Below are 5,368 nucleotides of genomic sequence, written 5' to 3' on the forward strand. Positions count from 1 at the left end.
TGTATCGGCACGGTTGCGGTGACCTGCGTCCGGGCCGCAAGCAGCGACCCTCGTGGTGCCGAGGCGGGCTGCGCCCGGCGCGAGGAGGCGGCATGGCGCGAACGGCTGACGCTGGCACTGCAGATGGCGGGCCGCTCGCTCGACGCCAGCCAGCGCAGCAGGCTCGCCGCCGTGCAACTGGCCTGGGAGAGCTATGTCGCGCAAAAATGCGCCTTCTATGGCTCTGCCCAAAGTCCGAGCCTGCAGGCGGGCCGACAGGCTGGCTGCGAGCTGCGAGAGGTCGCCGGCCGGGCGATCGAACTCGCCAAGGGTGTGCCGCAAGCCGCGCGCCGGCCGCAATCGCCACCGCAGATCATCCGCTAGGTCCGAACCTGTCATTTTCGTGAGCGGCGTCGGCATCGGCGCGGCCCGAAAGCACTGGAGCGTGATGACCGCCTGTGACTATACGGGTGAGGGCGGCGATCGCCCGTCGTCCCCGCCTGCTGCCGCGAGCCCGCGATGTTCTTCGTTCTGTCCAAGCTCGTCTGGTTCGTCCTCTCGCCGGTCAATTTCGTCATCATCCTGGTGGGCCTGTCGGCGTTGCTGGCCTTCACCCGCTTCGCGCGGGCAGGGCGCTGGCTCGGGCTGTTCGCGGCGGTGGCGCTCGGGCTCATGTCCTTCAGCCCGCTGCCGCGTGCGACGATCCGGCCGCTGGAGGATCGTTTTCCTCAGCAGGAGGCGACGAAGGGGCCGGTAGCCGGCATCGTCGTGCTCGGTGGCGCTGTCGGCGTGGCGCGTGGCGACGTGGTGCTGAATTCAGCGGCCGCCCGCATGACGAAGGCGATGGAACTGGCGCGCCTTCATCCGGAAGCGAAGATCTATTTCACCGGGGGCGCCGCCAACCTGATCTCGGAGGTGACGGACACCGAGGCGGATGGCGCCAGAATGCTGTTCGACGGGCTGGGGCTCGATCCGAAGCGGCTCGTCCTGGAGGACAGATCGCGCAATACCTACGAGAATGCGGTATTTACGCGCCGGCTTGCCGATCCGAAGCCCGGCGAGCGCTGGCTGCTGGTGACCTCAGCCTGGCACATGCCGCGCGCAATGGGCGTTTTCCGCAAGGCGGATTTTCCGGTCGAGGCATTCCCGGTCGACTACTGGTCCAAGGGCAGGCCGGACGACTTCATTCGCCCCTATGGGCGAGCCCCCAATGCGCTCGAGATTGCGGCCAATGGCTTCAAGGAATGGGCGGGGCTCGTCGCCTACAGGCTCGCCGGCTATAGCGATACGCTGTTTCCCGGCCCCTGAGTTCAGGCGTCGCCTGTGGGGGCGACGAGCCTGTAGACGCCGCGGAAATCGTCGGGGTCGACCGGCCGGCCCTTGCGGGTGATGACGAGCCTGCCCTCCTTCATCAGCTTCACGGCGGCACGGCGCACCGGCTGCATCAGCGGGCCCCAGTCGTCGGGATGGTCGCTGCCCAGGACCCGGGCGACATCCATCGGCGAGACCGTCCGGCCGGGTTCCTGCTGCGCCAGCAGCGAGAGGATGGCGCTCTCGATCGCCTCGGCTTCGATGGTCATGGCTGGCTCGGATAATTGAACACGCGGGCGGCATCGGACGCGAACTGGCGGCGGTACATCGCCACCAGCACGGCGCCGGTGAAGGCGAGGAAGGTGACCGGCCCGAGGAACCAGCCGAGATAGGCGAGGGCGAAGAAGAAGGCGCGCTGGCCGCGGTTGAAGTGCCGGCCGGCCGCGATGTTCATCTCGATCGTCTCATGCACGGCGTGCGAGATCGCGACCTGGTCCCGGCTTTCGGCCGGCGGCAGCGCGCCGAGCAGGATGACGCAGTAGTTGAACAGGCGATACGCCCAGGCGAACTTGAAGAAGGCGTAGCCGAAGACGCCTGCGAGCCCGATCACCTTCATCTCCCACACGGCGCGCTGGGTTACCGGGACGAAGGGCAGGTCGGAGAAGATCGCGACGACACGGTCTGTCGATTGCAGCAGGGCGAGCGTGCCGCCGATCGCGATCAGCGAGGTCGAGGCGAAGAAGGCGGTTCCGTTCTGCAGGCCGTTCATCACCTGCGTGTCGACGATGCGGTTCTCGCGCTTCAGCGATTCGTGGATCCAGCGGGCGCGGCGCAGGTTCATCCGCATGTTCAATGTCCTGCCGGCATGCGGCCCGAGCTCGACGGCGTAGTGATAGCCGACCCAGGAAGCCGCAAAGAACGCCAGGGCGATCACGTCCAGATTGCTGAAACCGAGCATGCCGTCGCTCTGCCACTTCATCCGCCGGGGAGGCAAGCAGCTTGTGCTGCACCCGCCGCGGCTGCAAGCGGCGGCATGGCATTGACGCTGCGGTGCCGAGCCGCCACGGTGCGCGCGAAACCGGGAGGGGGCAGCGATGCCGCAGGTCATCACGAAGGGCTACAAGGCCCTGGTCGCCGAGGCCGAGAGCCAGATCGAGACACTGTCGATCGAGGCTGCCCGGGAGCTCCTCGGCCGCGACGAAGTGGTTTTCGTCGATCTGCGCGACCCGCGCGAACTGGAGCGGGAAGGGCGCATGCCCGGCGCGTTCCATTGCCCGCGCGGAATGCTCGAGTTCTGGATCGATCCGGAAAGCCCCTATGCCAAGCCCGTGTTCCAGCAGGACAAGCGCTTCGTCTTCTTCTGCGGCGGCGGCTGGCGCTCGGCGCTGGCCGCGAAGTCCGCCCAGGAGATGGGGCTGCAGCCGGTCGCACATGTCGCCGGCGGCTTCGCCGCCTGGAAGAAGGCGGGGGCGCCAGTGGATGCTACCGCTGCGGACCGGAAGGCCTGAGTCTCGAACTTGTCCCACATCGTCATCGTTCTGCTCGTCGCGGCCTTCATCTTCCGCAAGCCGCTCGGCAAGCTGCTGTCGCGGCAGTTTCCGAACCGCGCCAAGCGCCAGCAGGTCCTGGCCACGATCATCGCGGCATTCCTGCTGGTGATCGCAGCCAGGCTCGTCGCCCTGTTCTGGTAGAAGCGGCCCGTCCTGAAATGGGCGCCGGCACCCTTGCTGCCGGCGCATGGAGGGCCGGCTTGCGTCGTGCCTAGAATTCAGGCATCTTGGCTGTCTGGCTCCAACTCGAGAAAGGGAGGGCTGAATGGTATTCAAATGCGCCACTGTTCCTCCCACGCGACCACGCCGGCACTAGGTCGGCCTCGCACGAGGTCCGCCTGCTCGCGGTCCGCTGAGCCTTTTCCAAACCATTTTGTTTCATTGCCGGAGCAGGCGCGCGTCGTCGTCTCCGCCTGATTCGGAGTCGGTGCCGTCGCGGTGCCGAATGACGCTATGTCTCTCGATACTCAAACCGGGCGGCGGGAGCCGTTCCGCGCCGTTCTCGGCTTCACCTTCAAGCATTGGGCGCGCCATCCCAGGCAGATCGCCTGGGTATCGGCCGTTACCATCGTCGGCACGCTCGCCGAGCTGTTCACGCCCGTCTATGCCGGTCGCCTCGTCGATGCCGTCGCGAGTGGCACCGGCAGCGTGGATGCGGCCCTGTGGGCGCTGGGCGCGATGGTGGTGCTCGCCGCGATCACCGTGTTCGGGCGCCATTTCGCCTATATCGGCATCACCACGCTGACGCTGCGCACGATGAGCGACGTCGCGTCCGAGGCGTTCGCCCGGCTGCAGCGCTTCTCGACCGATTGGCACGCCAACAATTTCGCGGGCTCGACGGTGCGCAAGATCACGCGCGGCATGTGGGCGCTCGACCTGCTGACCGACACGATCCTGATCGCGCTGCTGCCTTCGCTCGTCATCCTGCTCGGCATGACGGTGCTGCTGGCCTGGCACTGGCCGGCGATGGGGCTCGTCGTGGCCGTTGGCGCACTGGCCTATATCGGCCTGACGCTCCTGCTGTCGCTGCGCTTCGTCGCTCCGGCGGCGCGGCTGGGCAACGCCTGGGACACACGCCTGGGAGGCTCGCTCGCCGACGCCATCACCTGCAACCCGGTGGTCAAGGCCTATGGAGCCGAGACGCGCGAGGATCTGCGCCTCGCGACCGTCGTGGCGAAGTGGAGCCTCAGGACGCGGCGCGCCTGGGTGCGCGGCACCTGGTCGGGCACCGTCCAGCTCATCGTGCTGCTGTTCCTGCGCGCGGCGGTGATCGGCCTCGTGATCTGGCTGTGGCTGAACGGGCAGGCGAGCGCGGGCGACGTCGCCTTCGTCCTGACGGCCTATGCGGTGGTGCACGGCTATCTGCGTGATGTCGGCCAGCACGTCCACAACCTGCAGCGCTCGGTCAACGACATGGAGGAGCTAGTCTGGATGCACGATCTTCCCTATGGCGTGCCGGATCGGAAGGGCGCCGTGGCGATGGGCGTGACGGCGGGCGAGATCGCCTTCGAGAATGTGACCTTCCACTACGGCGGGCATCACGATCCGCTCTATCGCGACTTCTCGCTGAAGATCCGTGGTGGCGAGAAGGTCGGCCTCGTCGGCCGTTCCGGCTCCGGCAAGACGACATTCGTCAAGCTCGTGCAGCGGCTCTATGATGTCACCGCGGGCCGGATCGCGATCGACGGGCAGGACATCGGCGGCGTCACCCAGGCCTCGCTGCGCCAGCAGATCGCGATCGTGCAGCAGGAGCCGGTGCTGTTCCACCGCTCGCTTGCGGAGAACATCGCCTATGGCCGGCCCGGAGCGTCGCAGGCGCAGATCGAGCAGGCGGCCAGGCTCGCCAACGCGCATGAGTTCATCATGCGCCTTCCCAAGGGCTACGCCACGCTCGTCGGCGAACGCGGCATCAAGCTCTCGGGCGGCGAGCGTCAGCGCGTGGCGCTGGCCCGCGCCTTCCTGGCCGATGCGCCGATCCTGATCCTGGACGAGGCGACCTCGAGCCTCGATTCGGAATCGGAGGCGCTGATCCAGCAGGCGATGGAACGCCTGATGGAAGGGCGCACGACGATCGTGATCGCGCATCGTCTCTCGACGGTGCGGGCCATGGACCGCATCCTGGTTTTCGATCGCGGCCGCGTGGTCGAGGAAGGCCCGCACGAGGCCTTGCTGGCTCGCGAGGACGGCGCCTATCGCGCGCTGTTCGAGAAGCAGGTCAGCGAACTGGCGAAGGGACTGGCGGCGTAAGTTGCCGGCCCCGACGCCAAGGAGGATATCGATCCGACAGACAGGAAAAGGGCCGCGTCAGCGGCCCTTTTCGTCGAGGCGTTCCTATTTCGGAGCGCGCGCGCGGCCGGACGCCTTTCATCGCGCCGGGCGGTGCAATAGCCGATGTAATCGTTCGGCACGCAATAGGGTGCTCGCTGTCGACGATCCATTCGGCCAAGGGCCAGGAATGGGAGCCTGTCTTCGTCATGAACTCCGTCGACGGCTGCATTCCGATGATGCCGGGGAAGTCGACTTGTATG

7 protein-coding genes are annotated in these 5,368 nt (G+C 67.1%); 5 read left to right on the plus strand and 2 right to left on the minus strand.

All coding sequences use genetic code 11. The features are described from left to right. The coding region (locus ACIPIA_RS09795; RefSeq protein WP_400508982.1) for a lysozyme inhibitor LprI family protein at window positions 1-363 on the plus strand (363 nt) is incomplete at its 5' end. Between the two features lie 135 nt (window positions 364-498). Next, window positions 499-1,287: a YdcF family protein gene (locus tag ACIPIA_RS09800; RefSeq protein WP_400508983.1), complete on the plus strand. Its 789-nt coding sequence runs from the start codon at window positions 499-501 to the stop codon at window positions 1,285-1,287. Window positions 1,288-1,289: 2 nt separating this feature from the next. Here the strand turns inward: ACIPIA_RS09800 and ACIPIA_RS09805 are convergent, their stop codons facing one another. Continuing rightward, the gene (locus ACIPIA_RS09805; protein ID WP_400508985.1) at window positions 1,290-1,559 is read right to left on the minus strand and encodes a DUF3253 domain-containing protein; all 270 of its coding nucleotides are present in this window, start codon (window positions 1,557-1,559) and stop codon (window positions 1,290-1,292) included. Then, on the minus strand, window positions 1,556-2,248 hold the full coding sequence (locus ACIPIA_RS09810) for a DUF599 domain-containing protein (protein ID WP_400508987.1): 693 nt from the start codon (window positions 2,246-2,248) through the stop codon (window positions 1,556-1,558). The genes ACIPIA_RS09805 and ACIPIA_RS09810 overlap by 4 nt, the downstream gene beginning before the upstream one ends. Before the next feature lie 136 nt (window positions 2,249-2,384). Here ACIPIA_RS09810 and ACIPIA_RS09815 point away from each other — a divergent pair, with 136 nt between their 5' ends. From ACIPIA_RS09815 to ACIPIA_RS09825, 3 genes are all read left to right on the plus strand, one after another. Then, window positions 2,385-2,798: a rhodanese-like domain-containing protein gene (locus ACIPIA_RS09815; protein ID WP_400508989.1), complete on the plus strand. Its 414-nt coding sequence runs from the start codon at window positions 2,385-2,387 to the stop codon at window positions 2,796-2,798. Between the two features lie 9 nt (window positions 2,799-2,807). Beyond that, window positions 2,808-2,981 carry a hypothetical protein gene (locus ACIPIA_RS09820; protein WP_400508991.1) on the plus strand — a complete coding sequence of 58 codons (174 nt, stop codon included), beginning with the start codon at window positions 2,808-2,810 and terminating at the stop codon, window positions 2,979-2,981. Between the two features lie 312 nt (window positions 2,982-3,293). Continuing rightward, window positions 3,294-5,087 (plus strand): ABC transporter ATP-binding protein, encoded by a 1,794-nt coding sequence (locus ACIPIA_RS09825; RefSeq protein WP_400508992.1) that lies wholly within the window; start codon window positions 3,294-3,296, stop codon window positions 5,085-5,087. Window positions 5,088-5,368: the final 281 nt, after the last annotated feature.

The sequence above is a fragment of the Allobosea sp. CER48 genome (assembly GCF_044752385.1).
Classification (GTDB): Bacteria; Pseudomonadota; Alphaproteobacteria; order Rhizobiales; family Beijerinckiaceae; genus Allobosea.